Origin of the sequence: Paenibacillus terrae, assembly GCF_005217525.1 — a bacterium.
GTDB lineage: Bacteria > Bacillota > Bacilli > Paenibacillales > Paenibacillaceae > Paenibacillus > Paenibacillus terrae_C.
Window position 1 is genome coordinate 606,250 of sequence record NZ_PNXQ01000012.1, and the last position, 20,760, is coordinate 627,009.

Here is a 20,760-nt window from a genome sequence, read left to right on the forward strand (position 1 = left end):
GTTAGGCTAGGGCGGGGTAATCTCTTTGGATTGCCCCGCTTCATTTTTTCTGTCATTCATCTTTACTTTTCCTAAAAAACTGACAATGAATTGTGGTGTACGAAAACATATATTTCCTCATTACAGAATTAGGAGGAAAGCAATGAACATTTCACGTATGCCGACATTTACAAGCAGTTACGGCCGGTTGCAAAACACTGATATGGGAAAAGACGAAATCAAAAAGACGGATAAAAGTTCCAACGCAGAGAGCAGCACGGCCACATCATCAAGGATTTGTCCTCGACGAACGGAACTGTTCTGAATGGAGAGGCGATGGTACCATACAAGAAGTTCATCCCGAATGCTGGAGACACTTTTAAGATTGCCGGAGTGTCCTACGCTTATAGACTGGAGTCTTTTAAATCTTCCGCCAACGCCTCTGAGTGAAATAGTTTGATATGTATAAAGAAGAAGCCTATTAATGTTATGGGCTTCTTTTTTTATATAGGTGTACGCAATCACGAAAGCCGTTCTCTAGACTCCCCGCTGGTATATATACAAACTAAGAAACAGACAATGGCCTTTGACCACCTGGAGAGATTTGATCATTAGCCCCCTAACCGAAAACCATAAGGAGGTCGTCCGCCCAAAGATCGTCGTTAGATGCTGAATGCCGTACTTTGGATTGCTCGTACTGGCGCTCTATGGCGAGATTTGTCTGCCTATTATGGTTCCTGGTCTTCCGCCTACAGTTTTTTCTGGCGCTTACAAAAGGCGGGGATATGGGACATCATTTTGGATCATGTTTCGATAGAACCCGATTGGAGCCAGGTCATGATCGACACGACCGTAGTCCGTGTCCACCAGCATGGATCGGGCGTAAAGGGGCAAGCTAAGCAAGCAATCAAGTAGATTTTGAAAATGAACTGCTTATTTTGAAAACACAATTTTATGATGATGAAGAGGGGGTGTTTCTTGATGACGAATAGTAGAATGAATTCTATGGTTGATGAATATTTAAGTAAAGCTAAAAAGTGGCAGGAAGAATTTGAGAAATTGAGAATGATCATTCTTGACTTTCAGCTGACCGAAGAATTGAAGTGGGTTGTTCCTTGTTACATGATGCCCACGGTATTCTAATCCAACAAACGGAGAATGTACAGGCGGGGCGCCAGATTCGGTTCACCAATGTTCGGGAAATAGTTGCAATGGAAACCATCTTGAAGGCCTATATTTATGAAGCCATTGAGGTTGAAAAAGCTGGTTTGAAAGTCGATTTAAAAAACAATATAGAATTCATAATTCCTGAAGAACTTCAAAATAAATTCGATGAAATCCCTGCCTTGAAAACTGCTTTTGAAGCATTGACGCCCGGACGGCAAAGGGCATACATTCTTTATTTTTCTGAACCCAAACAATCCAAAACTCGGGAGTCAAGGGTTGAAAAATATATGCCGCAAATTCTCATTGGAAAGGGATTAAATGATAGAAAATAGCATCTTGTGTGAAAATATTTCATTAACTGAGGAGTTTGCACAATCCTGACCTAAATAAAAGAGGAACCCTAGGCTAATAAGGATATTATCAGTCCAGAGTTCTTCTTTTTTAATTCAATGCTGCTTATGAGGAGAATGTAGTTCCTCCAGTGCTTCCTTCAGTGAAGGGTAGTTAAACTGAAATCCGTGCTCCAGCGCCTTGCGCGGGATTACTTTTTGACCGTCTAAAACGAGGGTACTCATCTCGCCGACCAGCTTTTGTACGAGAACGCCGGGAACGGGGAACCAGTGTGGGCGGTGGTATACCTCAGCCACGGTTTTACCAAACTGGTCGTTCGTCAATGGATGTGGTGATGAAGCGTTCACAGCCCCGGCGATATTCGGCGTATGGATGCAATGGGTGATCAGGCGGACGATATCCTTAATATGAATCCAGCTCATCCATTGATGGCCGCTGCCTATTTTGCCGCCGAATCCGAAGCTGTAAGGCAGCTTCATCAGTGGAAATGCACCGCGTTTGCTGTCCAGTACGAGACTAATGCGCAGCTTGATTAACCGGGCATTGGAAGGGTAGGCGTTGGCGGCCTCCTCCCACTGCTCGACCACTTGAGACAGAAAGTCTTCCGAACGGCGCGGGCTGGTTTCATCGAACGTTTCAGTAAGAGATGTACCGTAGGCGGCGACAGCCGAAGCCTGAATGATAACTTCCGGCTTTTTTTGCAGAGCATTTAGTGCTTGGGCTAATTTGGCAACAGACAACAGGCGTGATTGGAGAATCCTTTGTTTGGACTTGTCCGTCCAGCGCTGGTTCAGCGTCTCGCCTGCCAAATTAATGGCCACATCTGTGCCCTCTAATGATTCCGGTTTTTGTTTCAGCTCGTTCCAGCTCATATATTGCAAGCGTGGGCTAGCTTCGTGACCTGCCATGGGTTTACGGGTGATTATCTTCACCGTATGCCCGTCGTTGAGCAAGCTTTTGGTCAGCGCACACCCTACTAATCCAGTACCTCCGCATATGACGATGTTCATGGAGTTCGACTCTCCTTCCGATTCGCAAAAAATATGTATGTTATAGAATATAACCCTTTTTAAGAAAAAAACCTCATTCGAATGTACCTGTATACGCTAAAGGATGTCAATCCATGCCATCATTTACCTCGTTTCCCTTCGTGTATTCCTGATTTGTGTGTGCACTACCATAAAAGCCATGTTGTTTGATTTCAATAATCACGTTAAAATGATTAAATCAAAATAAGATAAGCATAACAGAATAACAAGGATAAGGGGATGAAACCGAATCATGCTGAAAATTGGTTCTCATGTGTCCTTCTCGGACAAGGGTCTGCTCAGCGCTACAAAAGAAGCGTCTTCATACGGGTCCAGTTCGTTCATGATATACACGGGGGCACCGCAAAACACGCGTCGTAAGCCGATGGAATCCATGTATCTGGAGGAAGGCAAGCAGTTGATGGCTGAAAAAAGGATGGATGATATCGTGGTGCATGCCCCGTATATTATCAATCTCGGCTCTTACAAAGAAAATACCTATGAGCTGGCAGTCAGCTTTCTTCAAGAGGAAATTCGTCGCACCCACGCGATTGGCGTGAAAAATATCGTGCTTCATCCGGGCGCTTTTACCGATAAGGATGCTGAATATGGAATTGGGCGTATCGCCGACGGTTTGAATGAGGTACTGAACGGCGTGAAGGAGACGGATGTTAACATTGCGCTGGAAACGATGGCAGGCAAAGGCACCGAAATGGGCCGCAGCTTCGAAGAAATTGCCTCCATTATAGATAAAGTAGAGCACAACGAGCGTCTTACCGTTTGTATGGATACCTGTCACATACACGATGCCGGCTATGACATTGTGAATGATCTGGACGGCGTGCTGGAGCAATTTGATCGTATTGTCGGGCTGGATCGCATCGCAGTGGTTCACGTCAATGACAGTAAAAATGCGGTTGGCGCCCATAAAGACCGTCATACTCCGATTGGATCGGGCTGGTTAGGCTATCAGACCATTCATAACGTGGTGCATCATGATGCGCTTCAAGGCCGCCCGTTTATTTTGGAAACGCCATGGATCGGGAAGGAAGCGAAAACCCAGCGTCCAATGTATGAGGTTGAAATCGCTTTGCTTCGCGGGAATGTGAAGGAGCGTTTTGGCGATGAATTTTTGGGTCAGGTAGAGCAGTTGCATTCGTTTTTCAAAAAGCAGGATGTGGATGTGCGTAACTTTGTACTGGATACCTGGACGCTGCTGAAAAATGATGCCAAAGCGAAAAAAGCCGATCCACGCGAACCGCTGGAACGTCTGTATGACATGGTAACGGAAGCAGCACTATTTCCGGAGTTGAGCGAAGAACATATTAATCATCGTCTGATTGCCTGGTTTGCCGGCAGTCATTTGCCAGTGACGGTATAAGCCAAGGGGGAATTGTAGCCACATGGAACTTCACGTAAAACATCAGCCAAACAGCACTCAATCTGCGCATGAAAACCGTGCGCGTATGCTCGTATCCTGTCCTGATGGCCCGGGTATTGTAGCGGCCGTGTCTCGCTTTTTGTATGAGCATGGCGCCAATATTGTTCAATCTGATCAATACACGATGGACCCGTCCGGCGGTATGTTTTTTATGCGGGTTGAATTTGATCTGCCATACTTGAGTGAAACCCAGTCTCAACTGGAGCAGGATTTTGCCGCGGTTGCAGAACAATTCCGAATGGAGTGGACGATTTCAGCGGTCAGCCGCAAGAAAAAGCTCGCTATTTTCGTTTCCAAAGAAGATCATTGTCTGGTGGAGCTATTGTGGCAATGGCAGGCAGGGGATCTGGATGCGGATATTTCTTTGGTCGTCAGCAATCATCCCGATATGAAGGAGTATGTGGAATCTTTCGGCATTCCGTATCACCATATTCCGGTGACAGCCGATACCAAACCGGAGGCGGAGCGCTGTCAACTGGAGGTTATTGGTGAGGATATCGACGTCATTATCTTGGCCCGTTACATGCAGATTATTTCACCCAAGTTCATTGAGCATTATCGCAACCGGATCATTAATATCCATCATTCGTTCCTGCCTGCATTCGTGGGTGGAAAGCCATATGCTCAAGCCTATAATCGCGGTGTGAAAATTATTGGCGCTACTGCGCATTATGTAACTGAGGAACTGGACGGCGGCCCGATCATCGAGCAGGATGTGCAGCGGGTAAGCCATGGTGATGACGTCAATGAGTTAAAACGGATCGGTCGCACCATTGAGCGGGTCGTTTTGGCAAGAGCCGTGAAGTGGCATGCGGAGGACCGAATTTTGGTTCATGAAAACAAAACGGTCGTTTTTAACTGATTTTTATATTTGAAGCTCATACATCTTCCAAGCAAAGCCCGTCGAGATGACGGGTTTTTTCTTTTTTTTATGCGGAAATTCAGTGTCAAAACCGGACAAAATACGTTATTTTTCGCGATTCTATGATTTTTAAACAATTTTCTAAATTAAGTCACCATCTTCAAGCGTGTTAAGGAACGATAGTTTCAATGGTAAGGTGGAGATGAATTTCAGTTTGGCGTAGCCAAAAGGTTTGCTTATTATTTGGGTTGGTTTATAATCAGTCGTATCGAGCATAAGGGTTGGTATATCAATGAAATTAGATAGTAATAATCATTCAGTATTCTTATTGTATTATCATCTCGTACTTGTCGTGAAATATAGAAGAAATGTATTTGATGATGAAATATCCGATTATGCAAAAGACATGTTTGTGCGACTTGCGGAGGGTTACAACATAACTCTGATGGAATGGAATCATGACAATAACCATGTTCACGTTCTGTTCAAAGCACATCCGAACACTGAAATGACAAAGTTCATAAATGCGTATAAGAGTGCAAGTTCTCGACTCATCAAAAGAGATTTTCCGCAAGTCAGAAAGAAGCTTTGGAAAGAAATGTTTTGGTCAAGAAGTTTTTGCTTACTTACAACAGGTGGCTTGTCTGTTGAGGTAATAAAGAAGTATATAGAAAATCAAGGCCAAAAGTGAGATAAGAATATATGGCTAAATATAATAAAGCATATAAGTTCCGTTTGTATCCAACAGAGGAACAAGCCCACCTTATGCGTAAAACTTTTGGTTGTGTTCGTTTTGTGTATAACAAAATGTTAGCTGAACGCAAGGAAGTATACGAACAGTTCAAGGACGATAAAGAAGCCTTGAAAAAGCAAAAGTTCCCTACCCCTGCTAAGAACAAAGATGAGTTTGTGTGGCTGAAAGAAGTCGATTCTTTGGCATTGGCTAATGCCCAATTAAACTTGCAGACTGCTTACAGAAATTTCTATAGTGGAACGACTGACTTCCCTACATTTAAGAGTAAGAAGGCAAGAAAATCATACACAACCCATGTTGTGAACGGAAACATTATGCTTATGAATGGCTATATCAAATTACCAAAGCTCAAACGGGTGAAAGTAAAACAACATAGAGAAATCCCTGCTGAACATATCATGAAGTCATGTACGATCTCGATGACATCCACTGGGAAATACTACGTGTCTATTCTCACTGAATATGAGATGGAACGTATTCAAAAACAAGTTCAAACCGTTGTTGGGTTAGACTTTACAATGGCTGAACTATATGTCGGTAGTGAGGGTGAGAAAGCCAATTATCCTCGTTTCTACCGTCAAATGTTAGATCGTTTAGTGAAAGCACAACGTACCTTATCCAGACGTGTGAAAGGTTCTTCTCGTTGGAACAAGCAAAGGATGGTAGTAGCAAAGATTCATGAAAAAATCACCAACCCACGAAAAGACTTTCTACATAAGGAATCACACAAATTGGCCAAACGGTATGATGGAGTGGTCATTGAAGATCTCAACATGAAAGGAATGTCGCAAGCCCTGAACTTTGGCAAAAGCGTTGCTGACAATGCTTGGGGAATGTTCACGACATTTCTCCAATACAAGTTAGAGGAGCAAGGAAAAAAACTGATAAAAATAGACAAGTGGTTTCCATCGTCTAAGACTTGCTCGTGTTGCGGTAAAGTAAAGGAATCTCTATCCCTTTCTGAACGTATATTCCACTGTGAATGTGGTTTTGTGTCAGATAGGGATGGGAACGCTTCTATCAATATCAGAAGCGAAGGATTGCGGCTGTTAGAGCAATTATAGCCCACAATAGAGCATGGTTCAGGCTTGATAGCTAAGTAAATTTCGTACCGTTAGGTACGATTACCTTAGAAGCCCTCACCTCTAAGCGTTAGTGTAAGTGGAGGGTAGTTCACATGAGGTTAATACTTTGCGGGTATATTTAAATGAGGACCTGGTACGATATTTCGACAATCAACTTTATAAACGATCTGGCAAACCTGCACGGCAAATGGTACAATGTTTAAGGATGTATAAGTCATATTGAAACATTCAAGCAGATTCACTCACTTCAATGGGCGTCGTTACTATAGGAGACGGCGGTATTGGAGAGCATGACCTAATGCAATTGGATACTTTTTACAATATGAGGAGGCTAACCATGACTGACCAGAATCAAGCGATTCAAAAGGATGAAAACTCCACGATCGACAATTTGTCCATTACGACAATCCGTACGTTGGCAATTGATGCCATCGAGAAAGCAAACTCGGGACATCCCGGCATGCCGATGGGTTCCGCGCCGATGGGCTACCAACTATTTGCTAAAACGATGAATCATAACCCGAATCACCCTACATGGATTAACCGTGACCGTTTTGTACTGTCCGCTGGACACGGCTCCATGCTGCTGTACAGCCTGCTGCACCTGAGCGGCTATGATCTGCCTATGGAAGAACTGAAACAATTCCGTCAATGGGGCAGCCTTACACCAGGTCATCCTGAGTTTGGACACACCGCTGGTGTAGACGCTACAACCGGACCTCTGGGACAAGGCGTAGCTATGGCCGTAGGTATGGCAATGGCTGAAGCTCAATTGGGCGCAACCTATAATAAAGATCAATTCAAAGTTGTGGATCACTTCACCTATGCAATCTGTGGCGATGGCGATCTGATGGAGGGCCTGTCTCACGAAGCGGCTTCGCTGGCTGGACGTTTGCAATTGGGCAAGCTGATCGTATTGTTTGATTCCAATGATATTACACTGGACGGCAAGCTGAACCTGTCCTCTTCCGAGAGTGTTGCCAAACGCTTTGAAGCTTACAACTGGCAAGTGCTGCGCGTAGAAGACGGTAACGACCTTCCAGCGATCCAAAAAGCAATTGAAGAAGCGCAAGGCGACTCCACACGTCCTACGTTGATTGAAGTGAAAACAGTCATCGGCTACGGAAGCCCGAACAAACAAGGTAAAGGCGGACATGGCGGTACTCACGGTTCCCCACTGGGTGCAGATGAAGCCAAGCTGACTAAAGAATTTTACAAATGGGTATACGAAGAGGACTTCCACGTACCGCAAGAGGTTCGCGAGCATTTTGCTAAAGTAAAAGAGCGCGGCATCGCAGCTAACAAAGCATGGGATGAACAGTTCGCGAAATACAAAGCGGCTCACCCTGACCTGGCAGCTCAGTTCGAAACAGCGGTAAACGGCGATCTTCCAGAAGGATGGGACCGTGACCTTCCGAAGTACACGACTGAAGACAAAGCAGTTTCGACTCGCGTGGCTTCCGGTAATGCACTGAACGGATTGGCTCCAAACGTACCGTTCCTGACTGGCGGATCTGCCGATCTGGAAAGCTCCACGATGACACACTTGAACAACCTGACGAACTTTACGCCAGAAGACTATGCTGGCCGTAACATCTATTTCGGTATCCGTGAGTTTGGTATGGCTGCTGCGATGAATGGTATGACATTGCACCAAGGGGTAAAAGTATTCGGCGGTACATTCTTCGTGTTTACGGATTACCTGCGTCCGGCCGTTCGTCTGGCAGCTCTAATGGGATTGCCTGTAACTTACGTTCTGACTCACGACAGTATTGCTGTTGGTGAAGACGGCCCGACTCATGAGCCGATCGAACAATTGGCTTCCCTGCGTATTATCCCGAACCTGACGGTTATTCGTCCGGCGGATGGCAATGAAACTTCCGCTGCTTGGGCTTACACGCTGGAAAACAAGAAAAACCCGGTTGCTCTGGTATTGACTCGTCAAAACCTGCCAATCCTGGCTGCTACTGCTGAACATGCACGCGAAGGTATTAAACGCGGTGCTTATGTCGTTGCAGATGCGACAGACGGCAAGCCGGTTGCTCAAATTCTGGCTACGGGTTCCGAAGTACAACTGGCTGTTAAAGCTCAGGAAGCACTGGCGGAGCAAGGTATCCAAGTACGCGTTATCAGCTTCCCAAGCTGGGATTTGTTCGAAAAACAAGACAAAGCATACAAAGATTCCGTTCTGCTGCCTGAAGTAAAAGCACGTTTGGCTGTAGAAATGGCTTATCCACTGGGCTGGGAAAAATATGTCGGCGACCAAGGCGACATTCTCGGTATCAGCACATTTGGCGCATCCGCACCTGGCGACCGCGTCATTAAGGAATATGGTTTTACGGTAGAGAACGTTGTTAATCGTGTAAAAGCTTTGTTGAAATAAAACAACCTATTAAACAGACAGTCGTAACCTGAGTAAGGCTTACGGCTGTTTGTTTCGTACATTGAGGAACTTTGCGGCCGTGTGTATTTTCGTACTGAGGCTTGGAACAAATATATGTTATGATCCATAAATATTCATTCAACCATTGATGAGCAGATGAGGGGATAACGAATGACACAGTTTGATGGAGTCAGCGTAGTTAAAAAAGCAAATATATATTACGACGGTCAGGTTACAAGCCGTACGGTTATTTTGGGTGACGGCAGTAAGGTAACATTGGGAATTATGCTGCCTGGAACGTATGAATTTGGCACGGATTCTCGTGAGATTATGGAGATTTTGGCAGGGGATTTGAAGGTGTTGCTTCCAGGTACTGAGGAATGGCTGGAAATACAGGGAACGGCAACGTTCCACGTGCCTGCGCAATCTTCCTTCAAGCTGGAAGTACGAAGCGTAACGGATTACTGCTGTTCTTACCCGGAATAAGCAGTGAAAAAAGGGCAAGCACCACTTGATTTTAAGCCAAGTGTGCTTCCCCTATAAGCTATGCGATATGTACAAAGCACAGCAACATGGATAACAAAGAAGGATGCGGCTTATTTGAGTGGCTTACCGCCAATAGTGTGGCCGATCCAAGCCTCATAGGTCTTCACGACAGCGGACAAGTCCTCATCTCCGTAGCCTTGCGTTTGCCCGGCTTGAAACAGGCTTTTGGCAATGGACAGCATAGGCGCCGGAATGGACTGGCTATCCGTCAGCGAGGCAGCAAGCTTCAAGTCTTTGAGCATCAAGGCCAGTGAGAACTGGTTGCTGAAATCATGCTCGATGATTTTGCGTCCTTTCAGGTCAGCAGCCTTGCTGCCTGCCGATCCGAGCTGTACCAGCTCAAGGAAGCTTTCCGCCGGAATACCGGATTTGGCGGCGATGGCAAAGCCCTCAGCCAGAGCGAGATTGTTAATACCGACCATCGTGTTATGTGCGAGCTTGGCTACGGCCCCGCTGCCATTCGGTCCCATGTGAAGCACCTTTTTGCCCAGCGTATCAAAAACGTCCGACTGTGCGGCAATGGCCTCCGCGTCACCGCCGACCATGAACACGAGCGTACCGTCCACAGCAGCAGGCTTACTGCCCGTTACCGGAGCATCAATGAAGGAACATCCCAGCTTGTCCGCTTCGGCGGCCAGTTGTTTGACCAGCTCAGGTGAAATGGTGCTGTTGTCCATCACAGTTACACCAGGCGTAAGACCGGCAAACACGCCGTCCTCGCCGTAGTAGATATCGTGGATCGAGTTATCATCGCTGACCATGGTAATGACCAGCTGTTGACCTTCAGCCGCCTCACGGGGCGTTGAAGCCGTACGAGCGCCTTGTTCTACCAGTGGTTCGCAGCGTGAAGCGGTGCGGTTGTAGACCGTGACTCCATATCCCTGCTTCAACAGATTGGATGCCATCGGGGCGCCCATGGTGCCCAGTCCGATAAATCCGATGTTTTTCATAGCTAATCACCTTTCTTGTTGGAGGTTGCCGTCCGATGCAGATACACGAGTTCGGCTTGAATTGACTGTTTATATATAGGTTGATCTCTATTTATTGTAGCATGGGTATCCTACCCTATCTACACCAGGGCCTGGCAAGGCACCGGACACACAGGTAACGCAAGCTTGTCAGGCCCTGCAAATTAAAGTATCCTATTCCTAAGTCCTTATGTTCGTATTCATGGTCTTAGCAATACAAAACAGGAGGTTCCAAACATGTCTAAAAAAGTTATTTTCGATTACACCAAAGCGCTCTCCTTTATAGGACAGCACGAAATTGATTATTTTGCAGAACCGATCAAGCTGGCTCATGAGCAGCTGCATAACCAAACCGGTGTAGGTTCCGATTTCCTGGGTTGGATTGACTTGCCTACCAATTATGATAAAGAAGAATTTGCACGCATCCAAAAAGCTGCTGCAAAAATCCAAAGTGATTCCGAAGTGCTGATCGTCATCGGCATCGGCGGTTCTTACCTTGGCGCACGCGCTGCGATTGAAATGCTGTCGCATTCCTTCCACAATGCACTGCCTAAGGACAAGCGCAAAGGCCCGGCTGTTTATTTTGCAGGCAATAACATCAGCTCTACATATGTGAATCATCTGTTGGAACTGATTGAAGGAAAAGACTTCTCCGTGAATGTCATTTCCAAATCAGGTACAACAACAGAGCCAGCTATCGCTTTCCGCGTATTCCGTGCGGCTCTGGAGAAAAAATACGGTAAAGAAGAAGCGCGCAAACGTATTTATGCAACAACCGATAAAGAACGTGGCGCTTTGAAAAAACTGGCCAACGAGGAAGGCTACGAATCCTTCATTATTCCTGATGATGTAGGTGGCCGTTACTCCGTGCTGACAGCAGTAGGCTTGCTGCCGATTGCTACAGCAGGTATTAACATTGAGGAAATGCTCCAAGGGGCGGCAGACGCTTCCAAGGAATACAGCAATCCGAATGTAGCTGAGAACGAGGCTTACCAATATGCAGCCGTTCGTAACGCGTTGTACCGCAAAGGTAAAGCTATTGAAATTCTTGTGAACTATGAGCCGTCCCTGCATTTCGTTTCCGAGTGGTGGAAACAATTGTACGGCGAAAGCGAAGGCAAGGATTACAAAGGGATCTACCCTGCTTCCGTTGACTTCTCGACAGACCTGCACTCCATGGGACAATTCATTCAGGAAGGTAGCCGCAACATTTTCGAAACGGTTATCCAAGTGGAAAATGTACCTAGCCACATCACCATCGAAGCAGATGAGGATGATCTGGATGGACTGAACTTCCTGGCAGGCAAAACGGTGGACTTTGTAAATAAAAAAGCATTCCAGGGTACATTGCTGGCTCACACAGACGGACAAGTACCAAATCTGATCGTGAACATTCCTGACCTGAGTCCTTACTCCTTTGGGTACCTGGCTTATTTCTTCGAAAAAGCTTGCGGCATCAGCGGCTACCTGTTGGGTGTAAATCCGTTCGATCAACCAGGCGTGGAAGCTTACAAGAAAAACATGTTTGCCCTGTTGGGTAAACCAGGCTTCGAAGAGCAAAAAGCGGAGCTTGAAGCGAGATTGTCCGAATAAGGAAGCTGTAGACTCCTGAATGAAACAGGATTTCAGATAGGAGCGTTATAGCGTATAGCACCAAATAAAGTACAGGAAAGCAGTTCACCGGCTGCCAGAAGCGGGGGACTGCTTTCTTGTAAAATGAAGTAAGGAAGGTTATTTGTGATATGTTGGAACAATACCGAACTGTACGCGGCTCCGGCAGCAAGGAAATTGTGATCCGGAAATCCCGTTTTATCGGTCACATCCAGCCTGTTCAGACCGAGGAAGAAGCGGCGGCTTTTATCGAGCGCATTAAAAAAGAGCATTGGAACGCAACCCATAATTGTTCTGCCTATATGATCGGGGAACGAGACGAAATCCAGAAGCAATCGGATGACGGTGAACCGAGTGGTACGGCGGGCAAGCCTATTTTGGAGGTTATCCGTAACCAGAAGCTGAAAAATGTGGCAATTGTCGTTACCCGTTACTTTGGGGGGATTTTGCTGGGAGCAGGCGGTCTGATTCGTGCCTATTCAGACGGTGCTGTTGCAGCCATTGAGGCAGGGGATGCGATTACGCGTGTGCTGCGTCGTGAAATTTTTGTGGAATTGGATTACACCTGGTTGGGCAAAGTGGAAAATGAATTGCGAAATCGCAGCATCCGTACAGGAGAAACCATGTTTACGGATAAAGTTACCTTAACCTGTCTGCCGCTGGCTGGTGATGCGGAATCCTTCAGCAACTGGATAACAGACTTGACACAGGGACAATCGCTTGTGTCGGAGGGAGAGCAGCTTTACTTTATTGAAGGGGAATAAAAAATATGGCTAGAAGAGCAGTAGAACAGGAGTTGTCAAGAGGGCGGATTCTGGAAGCGGCCAGGCACTTGTTTATTACCAAGGGCTACCGTGCTATTTCAATGCGCAGCATTGGCCAGCATCTGGGTTACAGTCATGGTTCATTATACTATCATTTTAAAGAGAAGGCTGAACTGTTCTACGCCATTGTGATTGAGGATTTTAATACGTTACGCGGGATTTTACTGCAAGGAGCAACAGGCACGCTGGAGGATGGTCTGAACAGACTGGAGCACTTGATGCTGGAGTTTATCCGTTTTGGCTTGGAAAATCCTTATCAATATGAAATTATGTTCATGATGCATGATGAAGAACTGTTCGCATACTGTCGCACGGAGCAAAACCGTTGTGTGGAATTATTTGCGTCCATGATTCGTCAGGAATTAAGTGGTCAGGGACATTCAGAGGAAGATTGTTCACGAGTACCGCAAAGTCTGTTTTTGTCTATGCACGGCTTTGTGTCCTTTTACATTCAGGATGGTTTAACATTTGAAGAGATCAGGCCCGCTGCTTTGGCACATGTAAAGCTGCTGTGCAGAAACCTATGAGCGTACCTGCAATCACACGCCTCGGCTATGAATCTGTAGGACGCTTTTCTGGGTATATTCACTTCATGACGGTGCCTTATCATTACGGTAATTTGCGAAAGCGACTAAGATTGTAACAGACGATGATGCATCCAGCAGGAGAACATCATGGTCTGTTTTTTTACATGGTCAGCCCTTTATGACTTTTACATGATACTGGCGCAGCGTGTAATATCACGTATCTCATCTCGTCCGCTAGTGGATAATTCTAAAGTATGCAACATTATTCCCCTCTCCCTTCTTCTTATTACTTTACCCATTTTACTTTACCCAATGAACACCTGACGTAATATATAGAGTTGACGACGAAAGCTTTCCTTTGATAAAGTATCACATAAGAAAAACATAGTATATACATTGGAATAATAATATGATTTCAAATGAGGTATGCGCTTTGCCGTAAGCAAGGTTGCTGCTCCTGCACAGGTTCAGAAGCGGAAAGGAAGTGTACGGTTATGCATGTAGAAGTAAGGGGTTTAAACAAGCATTTCGGTAATTTTCACGCGGTTAAGGACGTATCCTTTGATATTCAAGCGGGTCATTTGATTGGTTTACTCGGTCCGAGTGGTGGCGGTAAAACGTCCATTCTTCGGATTTTGGCGGGTCTGGAGCAACCGGATGCGGGCGAAATTCATTTTCACGGAAAAAGGGTAAACGAGCTGGCCCCGCAGGAACGCGGAATCGGATTTGTATTTCAAAACTATGCTTTGTTCAAGCACATGAGCGTGTATGACAATATTGCCTTTGGTCTAAAAGTGAAAAAAAGCTCCAAAGCCCGCATCAAGGAACGCGTCACAGAGCTGGTCGAGCTGACAGGACTCAAAGGCTTCGAGCATCGTTATCCGCATCAGTTGTCCGGTGGACAACGGCAGCGGGTTGCTTTTGCACGCGCCTTGGCACCAGAGCCTCAATTGCTGCTGCTGGATGAGCCTTTTGCAGCCATTGACGCCAAGATTCGCCAAGAGCTGCGTACCTGGCTGCGGGAGTTGATTGAGCGGGTGGGGATCACTTCGATTTTCGTCACGCATGATCAGGATGAGGCTATTGAAGTAGCCGATGAAATTATGGTGATTAATCAGGGACGGCTGGAGCAGAAGGGAACACCTTGGGATATCTATAAAAAGCCGGGGACGCCGTTCGTAGCTTCCTTTATCGGGGAATCGACGGTGATCGAGCAAGCGGACAGTCTCAAAGGCTTCGAGGAAGCTGCCGGAACGGGAGCGCGTGCCTTGATCCGTCCGGAGTATATTGATGTCGGGCCAAGCGAGGAGTTTGCGCTTTTGTCGGCGACCGAGGAAGGCATTGTGAAGCATTTGCATTTTCGGGGGAGTGAATGGATGGTTGAAGTACAGGTCGGGGATCATCGACTCATGACGTACCGTTCGCTGGAGAAGTCCATGCTGGAGCCTGGTCAGCAGGTGCGCGTGCTAGTGCATCGGGCTTATCTGTATAACGACCAGTCCAGTTGGATGGTGGAAAACCGTCTCAAGAAGGATCCAATGCCTGTTATGATTTAAAATTTTAACGCGATCAAACATAAAGGGGATGTCCGCCTGTATTTAGGGGTTTGGGGCATGCTCTTTTTGGCGTTGGGAGTGGAGGATTTACGCAAGGTTGGTGTGTTCGATATAATAGTAGTAAAAACAACCAGTATAGATAGGAGTTAAACCATGAATCGGCTTATTTTTCTTGGCACGGGGGATGCGATGGGTGTTCCGCGTGTGTATTGTGATTGTCTCGTATGTACGGAGGCCCGCACGACAGGGGCAAATGTGAGGCTGAGGTCGTCTGTACTGATCGAAAGCGAGACGGAGGACTTTATGATTGATTGCGGCCCGGACTGGTCCGAGCAGATGGAAATACGCGGGCTTCGCTTCATCCGTACGATTCTCGTGACGCATGCACATTTTGACCATATTGGAGGACTGCCGGAATGGGCGGACGCCTGTCGCTGGACCGGGAACAGAGGTCGTTTGTACGCTCCACAAGAGGTCATCGACACGATCCTGCGTCAATTTTCCTGGCTTCCGGGGCATATTGACCTTATCCCTGTCGATCAGGGAGCCTTGCTTGGTGGATGGAATATCCGGGGTTGGCGTGTGAATCACGGGAAGAACGGATATGCTTACGCTTATCGATTGGAAAAGGACGGCTTCTCGTGGGCCTACTGTTCGGATTCAATCGGACTAAATGATGCGGAAATTCTGCCCCTGCACAATCTGGATATGCTCATACTGGGAACGAGCTTTTATCATGAAGAGGCCGAATATGCAACCCGCTCGGTATATGACATGCTGGAGGCTCAGGAGCTTATAGAGAGACTCCAGCCCAACAGCACCGTGTTTACACATATGTCCCATGATGTGGATGTCACACGCAACTACGGGCTTCTGGAAGGGATCAGCCTGGCACGGACTGGAATGAGCCTGCCATTGGAATAATGCTGTCCCTTACATCGTTCGGCTGATGCGGAGAAGGGTCGCGATGCCTTCTTTGATTTGCAACTCATTGGCATACGAATAGGACAATCTCACATGTGTTTTGCCTTCCTCGCCAATCGGATCGAATACATTACCCGGTACGAAGGTGACCGACTCCTGTACGCATTTGGCGAGCAGTTCATTAGGTTTCAACGTAGAAGGCAACTGGAGCCACAGACTGAGGCCGCCTGCCGGGCTGGTCCATGTCCAGCCGGAATCGCGGAGGCTGTCTTCCATCGTTTCCTTACGGATCTGGAGCGCGATACATATCTTTTTGAGATGCTGCTGCATGCGTGGAGATTGAAAGTATTGCAGGAACAGCTTTTGATTCAGCAGTGGCGAGCCGTTATCTACCAGCGCTTTGACGTTCAGCAGGCTGTTCATAAGCTGTGGCCGGCAAGTCACGGCTGCGATTCGCAGACCTGGCGCGACATATTTGCTATAGCTGCGAATGTAGACGACGCTTCCCGAAATATCATAAGCAAAAATAGGTAACGGCGGCTTTTGCCCAAAGCTGATGTCATAGGTACTGTCGTCCTCGACAATAAGGCAGCCGTAGCGCTCGGCCAGCTCGGGCAGACGTTTGCGCTGTTCATCGGGTACCGTGAAGCCAGTCGGGTTATGAAACGTTGGATTGATATAGAACGCACGTGGCTTTTCTGTCTTCATGCACCATTCAATGTGTTCCATATCATAGCCTTCCGGTCGGATATCGGTCATGGTCAGGCGCGCACCTTGTCTGCGGAATATTTCCATAGCAGGGCCATAAGCGGGACGCTCGGTCAATACGCGATCCCCTGTCTGGATCAGAGAACGGGAAATCAGGTCGATGGCCTGCTGTGCTCCGGAAGTAATCAGTACTTCGTCTGGTGACAATGCAAAATGCTTATCGACGCTAAAATGCTGCGCCATCGCATCCCGAAGCTCGGAATCGCCCTGTACAGAGGAATAAGTGGCCGCTACTTTCGGATGCTTTTCAAATACCTGCATCATCAGCTCACCCCAATATCGGTTGGGCAGGAGAGACGGGTCAATCAGCGCTTTGGAAAACTGAAAATTCGCATTCACCGATTGAACGCGGCTAAGTCCATCCATTCCCCTCCAGGCTGAAACAGACGGATCATCTGCCGCATGGGCGGATTCGGAGTGAAACGTAAGGTCAATGGATGAATGCCCCGGGTAGCCAGCATATTTCGCATGGCCGGTCGCTGGGGAAGCATGAACATAATATCCAGATTTGTCCTTTACATAAACCAGCCCCCGTTGCTTCAACTCCTGATAGGCCCGGAAAACGGTTAGCCGATGTACACCCAACTCCTGAGCCAGGCTTCGTACGGATGGCAGCTTCGTGTCTGCTTGCCAATCCCCGCGATCAATCCGCACAGTCACATAATGGATGACCTGCTCATACAGCTTTAAGGCATGATCGGCTGGAAAAAGTAATTCGCTGTTGTTCTTGCCCACTCGCTCCACACTCCTTTTGTGTATTTTACTATAAAACATTTCAAAACCGCATACAACTGTTCTGTAGGTATACATCTGTTCTGTTCGTCTCCCTGTATGCTTGAAAGCAACTGAAGGGAGAGGGACGTATCATGATTGGTATCGCGTTTACGATAATGTGTCTTATTTTTGGTACAACGTTTTTGGCAATAAAAGTGGGAGTAGAAGCGGGACTTCCTCCGTTTTTTTCGGCAGGCGTACGTTTTTTCGCGGCAGGAGCTATTTTGTTTATCGCCATGAAGATGATGGGGAAAGTTCGCTGGTCGTTATTATGGCAGAAGGAAATGGTACTCATTGGAGCGGGAACGACCTTTGGTACGTTTTCAGCCTTGTATTGGGCAGAGCAATATGTCAGTTCGGGGATCGGAGCTATTTTGTCAGCTACCGGACCGATGATGATTGTTATTTTGCAATCAATGCTGCTAAGGCAAAAAACGTCGCGGATTACAGTCATTGGCTGCATGATCAGCTTTCTTGGCGTGGTGCTGGTGGTGCTGCCCGGATTGGCGGTTCAGATTAGCGGCCTGTGGCTGGCGGGATGCCTTGTCATTTTGCTGGGGGAGCTGTGTTATTCCGGGGGTGCTCTTTATTCCAAGCGGGTGATGGATGTATTTCGTGAAACCAACCCGATTGCTCTGAATGCGGTGCAAATGCTCCATGGGGGATGGATGCTGCTGTTACTGTCTGCGATTACGGAGCCGTGGAGTTCTGAGGGGTGGCAGTACCTTCCTGCCATGGGCTCTTTATTGTATCTGATTCTGTTTGGTTCGATGATTGCACATACACTGTTTTACTGGCTCATGGAGCGTACAAATCCTCTTTTCCCGACGACGTGGTTGTATATTTCACCGCCGATTGCGGTGGGATTGGGAGCCTTGGTGTACGGAGAGCATGTAAGCTGGTGGATGCTGGCGGGAGTGTTGCTCATTGTGACCGGATTAATGCTTATGAACAATGGAATGATCCGTCTGGTGAACAGGCGAAAGGTGCGTTCTGCTGCCTGATATTCAGAAGCTGTTAGGCACCCTATGATAGGACAGAAAAAACCTCCAAGCTGCCGCGTGTTACTGAATATGCGACGTTTGGAGGTTTTGTTGTGTTGCTATTTCATTAGCACAAATTATTCAGCATTCAGCACGAATTTGTCGATGGCGTGCTTAACACCGTCTTCGTTATTGCTGCTAGTGATGTAATCAGCCAGCTTTTTCAAATCAGGAATGGCATTCTCCATCGCTATGCCGAGGCCTGCGCATTCGAGCATTTCGTGATCATTCCAGGAGTCGCCGATTGCAATCGTTTCGGACAGATCACAGCCGTAATGGTTAGCAAGGAACGTAAGAGCGTGACCCTTAGTGCCTTCATGATGCATGATTTCCAGAAAATGAGGCTTGGATTTGGTAATATGCACTTCATCACCAAGCAGCTCGCGCAGTTCTGGAATCAATTTGTCAAGCACTTCCGGCTCGTCAATAATCAGCATTTTAGGCGTAGGAAGTTCTACCAATTTGCTGAATACAGGCTCAACAAAATATTCCGTATTGTTTAGCGCGGTGTAATCTTTGATTTTCTGATTATCTTCACGTGTGTACAATTTGTCATCTATATACGTTTGCAGATGCAAATTGCGTTCCACGCAGAATTCATACAAGCGACGTGCAGCCACGAGTGGAACATAACGCTCATACAGCACGTTTTCGTCCAGCAGGTTTTTAATCAAGGCACCTTGGTACGTAATGATCGGAACGTTCAAGCCAGTTTGGCGGGCGAGTTGTTTGGCAGATGCATAAGCACGTCCTGTTGCAAGTGTAACCACGACACCTTTGGCTACAGCAGCTTCAAGCGCCAGTTGCGTTGCAGGAGTAACTTCTTTCTGGTCGTTAATGAGTGTATCATCAATATCAATGGCAATTAATTTATACATATCGGTATTCTCTCCTTTATCTCTATCATGGGGCAATGTCCAAATTGTATCTTATAATATTCAAAATGACAATATCACAATGAAAAGGGGACGACTCCCTTAAGAGCCTGTCCCCTTATAACCACTGAAGAATTGGATTGAATCAATGGGAAAAAGTGGCTGTTAGTCTTCCAAAAATACGAGTCCTACAAAATCATCCAGCTCAATATTTCCGAAATAATGCTTCAAATCAAGAGGGGACAAGGCTTGACGAACCTCACCTTCATCGTAGCGTTTGCCGCGCAGAATATTTTCAATATCAGCAACGTCACCCACACCGAAGAAATCGCCGTAGATTTTAATATCACGGATGTGGCCTTCCTTGAGATCCATGCGGATATCAATAATGCCAACCGGAAATTTACGTGTGTGCTTGATATTGCTTTCAGGGGATTGACCGTAATTCCAATCCCACGATTGGTAGCGTTCAGCGGAAATTTCATGGATTTTGGCCCAATCGGCATCGGTTAGCTTATATTGGGGTACCTGGTCCACCTCTGCACCGAATATGTGACGCAGCAGCTCCTCGCGGAATTGCTCAATGGTCATCTCGCGGTCCATCAGCTCGCTGATGTTAGCAACGCGGCTGCGGACAGATTTGGTACTTTTGGATTTAAACTTTTCGGGATTGGCGTGCAGTGATGCAGCCACATTGTCCAGATTCAGGTTAAACATCAATGTACCATGGCTGAACATGCGTCCGCGTGTGGCAAATTGCGCGTTCCCTGAAATTTTGCGCTCACCGACCTGAAGATCGTTGCGTCCAGTCATTTCGGCTTCCACACCCATTTGGCGCAGGGCGTCTATGACAGGCTGCGTGAATTTGAGGAAATTATGAAAGGACTCCCCGTTATCCTTGGTAATGAAGCTGAAATTTAAATTACCGAGGTCATGATATACAGCCCCGCCGCCGGACAGGCGACGAACGACTTGAATGTTGTTGTCTCTGACAAACTCGGCGTTGATTTCTTCAATGGTATTTTGATGCTTGCCTATAATAATAGAAGGCTGATTAATGTAAAACAGCAGATAGCTGTCGTCCAACTGAAGATGCTTGAGCGCGTACTCCTCAATGGCAAGATTAATGGCTGGATCGTGTATGCCCTGGTTGTCGATGAACAGCATGTCCATTCCTCCGTATATACAAACTGTGTAGTTTTATGTGTAGCTCTTTCTATTGTAACCCAAGTCAGCGACGTACACAAAAGCTCATTTGCATTGACGGGACGCAAAAAGCAGTCCCATAATGGAG

18 protein-coding genes and 2 pseudogenes are annotated in these 20,760 nt (G+C 46.8%); 15 read left to right on the forward strand and 5 right to left on the reverse strand.

Annotated features, from left to right (window positions below):
• Nucleotides 1-252 precede the first annotated feature (252 nt).
• The 3 genes and pseudogenes from C1I60_RS26325 to C1I60_RS12940 form a co-directional block, all read left to right on the forward strand.
• Nucleotides 253-429 (forward strand): annotated as a pseudogene (locus C1I60_RS26325) (FHA domain-containing protein); the annotation flags it as partial.
• A 216-nt stretch (nt 430-645) separates the two neighbouring features.
• On the forward strand, nt 646-894 hold the full coding sequence (locus tag C1I60_RS12935; RefSeq protein ID WP_137062064.1) for a transposase: 249 nt from the start codon (nt 646-648) through the stop codon (nt 892-894).
• Nucleotides 895-960: 66 nt separating this feature from the next.
• A pseudogene (locus tag C1I60_RS12940) lies at nt 961-1,478 on the forward strand (YdeI/OmpD-associated family protein).
• 114 nt (nt 1,479-1,592) lie between these two features.
• On the opposite strand, the gene C1I60_RS12945 reads toward C1I60_RS12940, so the two are convergent.
• The gene (locus C1I60_RS12945; protein ID WP_137062065.1) at nt 1,593-2,507 is read right to left on the reverse strand and encodes a TIGR01777 family oxidoreductase; all 915 of its coding nucleotides are present in this window, start codon (nt 2,505-2,507) and stop codon (nt 1,593-1,595) included.
• A 271-nt stretch (nt 2,508-2,778) separates the two neighbouring features.
• Here C1I60_RS12945 and C1I60_RS12950 point away from each other — a divergent pair, with 271 nt between their 5' ends.
• From C1I60_RS12950 to ppnP, 6 genes are all read left to right on the forward strand, one after another.
• The gene (locus C1I60_RS12950) at nt 2,779-3,906 is read left to right on the forward strand and encodes a deoxyribonuclease IV (RefSeq protein ID WP_137062066.1); all 1,128 of its coding nucleotides are present in this window, start codon (nt 2,779-2,781) and stop codon (nt 3,904-3,906) included.
• 22 nt (nt 3,907-3,928) lie between these two features.
• Nucleotides 3,929-4,828, forward strand: coding sequence for a formyltetrahydrofolate deformylase (gene purU, locus C1I60_RS12955; protein WP_137062067.1), 900 nt, complete (start codon nt 3,929-3,931; stop codon nt 4,826-4,828).
• A gap of 292 nt (nt 4,829-5,120) precedes the next feature.
• Nucleotides 5,121-5,519: an IS200/IS605 family transposase gene (gene tnpA / locus C1I60_RS12960; protein ID WP_137062068.1), complete on the forward strand. Its 399-nt coding sequence runs from the start codon at nt 5,121-5,123 to the stop codon at nt 5,517-5,519.
• 11 nt (nt 5,520-5,530) lie between these two features.
• The gene (locus tag C1I60_RS12965) at nt 5,531-6,646 is read left to right on the forward strand and encodes an RNA-guided endonuclease TnpB family protein (RefSeq protein WP_137062069.1); all 1,116 of its coding nucleotides are present in this window, start codon (nt 5,531-5,533) and stop codon (nt 6,644-6,646) included.
• A 358-nt stretch (nt 6,647-7,004) separates the two neighbouring features.
• Nucleotides 7,005-9,050: a transketolase gene (gene tkt / locus C1I60_RS12970; RefSeq protein WP_137062070.1), complete on the forward strand. Its 2,046-nt coding sequence runs from the start codon at nt 7,005-7,007 to the stop codon at nt 9,048-9,050.
• Nucleotides 9,051-9,221: 171 nt separating this feature from the next.
• Complete coding sequence (gene ppnP / locus C1I60_RS12975) at nt 9,222-9,536, forward strand: pyrimidine/purine nucleoside phosphorylase (RefSeq protein ID WP_044644689.1); 315 nt, start codon at nt 9,222-9,224, stop codon at nt 9,534-9,536.
• Nucleotides 9,537-9,646: 110 nt separating this feature from the next.
• On the opposite strand, the gene C1I60_RS12980 is transcribed toward ppnP, so the two are convergent.
• Nucleotides 9,647-10,546, reverse strand: coding sequence for an NAD(P)-dependent oxidoreductase (locus C1I60_RS12980; protein ID WP_137062071.1), 900 nt, complete (start codon nt 10,544-10,546; stop codon nt 9,647-9,649).
• Between the two features lie 255 nt (nt 10,547-10,801).
• Between C1I60_RS12980 and C1I60_RS12985 the strand changes: the two genes are divergently transcribed.
• The 5 genes from C1I60_RS12985 (at nt 10,802) to C1I60_RS13005 (ending at nt 16,006) form a co-directional block, all read left to right on the forward strand.
• Complete coding sequence (locus C1I60_RS12985) at nt 10,802-12,157, forward strand: glucose-6-phosphate isomerase (RefSeq protein ID WP_044644687.1); 1,356 nt, start codon at nt 10,802-10,804, stop codon at nt 12,155-12,157.
• Nucleotides 12,158-12,306: 149 nt separating this feature from the next.
• Nucleotides 12,307-12,939, forward strand: coding sequence for a YigZ family protein (locus C1I60_RS12990; protein ID WP_137062072.1), 633 nt, complete (start codon nt 12,307-12,309; stop codon nt 12,937-12,939).
• 5 nt (nt 12,940-12,944) lie between these two features.
• Entirely contained in the window at nt 12,945-13,526 is a 582-nt protein-coding gene (locus C1I60_RS12995; protein WP_137062073.1) for a TetR/AcrR family transcriptional regulator, read from the forward strand.
• A 494-nt stretch (nt 13,527-14,020) separates the two neighbouring features.
• Nucleotides 14,021-15,082, forward strand: a complete 1,062-nt coding sequence (locus tag C1I60_RS13000) for a sulfate/molybdate ABC transporter ATP-binding protein (protein WP_137062074.1) — start codon at nt 14,021-14,023, stop codon at nt 15,080-15,082.
• A gap of 153 nt (nt 15,083-15,235) precedes the next feature.
• Nucleotides 15,236-16,006, forward strand: a complete 771-nt coding sequence (locus C1I60_RS13005) for an MBL fold metallo-hydrolase (RefSeq protein WP_137062075.1) — start codon at nt 15,236-15,238, stop codon at nt 16,004-16,006.
• Nucleotides 16,007-16,015: 9 nt separating this feature from the next.
• Here C1I60_RS13005 and C1I60_RS13010 read toward each other — a convergent pair whose 3' ends face one another.
• Nucleotides 16,016-17,509, reverse strand: a complete 1,494-nt coding sequence (locus C1I60_RS13010) for an aminotransferase-like domain-containing protein (RefSeq protein WP_137062076.1) — start codon at nt 17,507-17,509, stop codon at nt 16,016-16,018.
• 131 nt (nt 17,510-17,640) lie between these two features.
• Between C1I60_RS13010 and C1I60_RS13015 the strand changes: the two genes are divergently transcribed.
• Nucleotides 17,641-18,552 carry a DMT family transporter gene (locus C1I60_RS13015; RefSeq protein ID WP_137062077.1) on the forward strand — a complete coding sequence of 304 codons (912 nt, stop codon included), beginning with the start codon at nt 17,641-17,643 and terminating at the stop codon, nt 18,550-18,552.
• A 116-nt stretch (nt 18,553-18,668) separates the two neighbouring features.
• Here the strand turns inward: C1I60_RS13015 and C1I60_RS13020 are convergent, their stop codons facing one another.
• On the reverse strand, nt 18,669-19,469 hold the full coding sequence (locus C1I60_RS13020) for a Cof-type HAD-IIB family hydrolase (protein WP_044644680.1): 801 nt from the start codon (nt 19,467-19,469) through the stop codon (nt 18,669-18,671).
• Nucleotides 19,470-19,631: 162 nt separating this feature from the next.
• Nucleotides 19,632-20,633: a lipoate--protein ligase gene (gene lplA, locus C1I60_RS13025; protein WP_137062078.1), complete on the reverse strand. Its 1,002-nt coding sequence runs from the start codon at nt 20,631-20,633 to the stop codon at nt 19,632-19,634.
• Nucleotides 20,634-20,760: the final 127 nt, after the last annotated feature.